This window comes from Caldisalinibacter kiritimatiensis (assembly GCF_000387765.1).
Lineage (GTDB): Bacteria > Bacillota > Clostridia > Tissierellales > Caldisalinibacteraceae > Caldisalinibacter > Caldisalinibacter kiritimatiensis.
Map to the genome: position 1 here is coordinate 1 of NZ_ARZA01000167.1, position 1,659 is coordinate 1,659.

The 1,659-nt window shown below is 35.7% G+C and carries 2 protein-coding genes; both read left to right on the forward strand.

The features are described 5' to 3' along the window. Positions 1-85: 85 nt before the first annotated feature. Complete coding sequence (locus tag L21TH_RS07445) at positions 86-1,066, forward strand: PD-(D/E)XK nuclease family protein (RefSeq protein WP_006313235.1); 981 nt, start codon at positions 86-88, stop codon at positions 1,064-1,066. Positions 1,067-1,068: 2 nt separating this feature from the next. Next, positions 1,069-1,395 carry a hypothetical protein gene (locus L21TH_RS07450; RefSeq protein ID WP_034429721.1) on the forward strand — a complete coding sequence of 109 codons (327 nt, stop codon included), beginning with the start codon at positions 1,069-1,071 and terminating at the stop codon, positions 1,393-1,395. Positions 1,396-1,659 lie beyond the last annotated feature (264 nt).

The following is a 1,659-nucleotide window of genomic DNA, read 5'->3' on the forward strand; positions in this document are numbered from 1 at the left end:
TTTAAATAAATAAAATGCAGTATTTATGCGAGTTGTAGAGTTCTGCAACGAGCTATAAACATAATTGTAAAGGGGGAGGCCGAAATTGGATATAAGTAAAATGAAAGCGCTGTCGTATGATGAGCTGCGTGCCTTATATAGAGAATTCCTACATAGCCAGAGCATTTCAAAGTTAACCATCAATACTTCTTATGTGGATACCTTTTACCTCTGGAGGAAAGGGAGTAAAGACCTGTTTTGGAATACGGTAACTTCGGCTGATTTTGAGAATGATGCGAAAGAGGCATTAATAAAGGCTCTTACTGAGAACTCGACAGGTAATGTTAATTCACTTGTTAATAGTTATTTGTCTCATCTAAGAAGGTTCCGTTTATTCTTAGCTTCTGATGGAACTAATGAAACATCAACGCCTAAGCAGGAGAATATTGCTAATCATGCATATAGACATAAGAAAAAAACTGAAGTTAATGTTCCTGAACCATCAATTGAACAGGTTGAGTTTTATCTTGCTAAGTGGGATACACTTGAGAACTATCGCCTGCAGGAGAATGCACTTAATAAGCTGTTCTTTGAGCTATGTCCAAATAATACGGACATTATCGATGTTCTTTTGAAGGCGTCAGCGCTTAACGACTTTTATAGTACTAATATTTTCTCAATTTATCCGGTGGCTAAGCACATATGTACTTTGGATATTGATGCGAGGCTTAAAGCTGGAGATGTTACTTTTGTTGGAGATATCCAGTATGTAAATATCGGCGATACAGAGAAGAATTTTTACTCCTTTGCCACAAAGTATTGTAGCCATCACAATCCACTCGATTATCCGATTTATGACAGCTACGTCGATGAGGTGCTTAGATATTTTAGAAATCGTGATGGATTCTCAGATTTCCAAGATGGCGATTTAAAAGAATATATTAAATTCAAAGATATACTGATTAATTTTCGCGCTTTCTATGGCTTGGATAAATATAACCTGAAGCAAATTGATCAGTATGTTTGGCTACTTGGGAAGGATTACTTCCCGAAAACCTATGAAAAGAAAATGAGGGGAGACAAATAGTTATGAAGATTCATTATTTCCAAAGATATCATGCGAAAGAGAATGTCGCAACAGCAAATACGATGCTACTATTGTCTAGGCTTTATTCATACTCTTCAGATAAGTTCTTTCGCTTTCTGAAATCAGAATTCTTTTCTGATGCCTTTGAACCGGAGATTGTTTTTAATCTTCAGGAAAAGAGTAATAAAAGTATCCCAGATGCTACTATTACACAAGAAAGCTTTAAAATTGTTGTTGAAACAAAAATGTCTGACTGGTTTTATTCAGATCAGTTGCTACGACATTTGAAATCTTTCGGTGATGAAAAATGCACCACAGAATATATATGACAAGGGGACGTTTTATTTGTCATCTATAGAAAACGGGGGTTAGGTTTAGACATAAGAACAAAAAGGAGCAAGCTTTACAAATTCACTAAATTTATCTGGTTTATACACTTCATATGGTAACATATGAGGTGTTTTCTATTAATCTAAAACCCAACCACCATGCACGTGGAGACGGTAGTGTTGATTAAAAGAAAACACAGCTAGGAAATGTTTCTTCATAGCCCTCACCTTTAGTTCAAGGTGGGGGTTATTTGAGTTTTACGA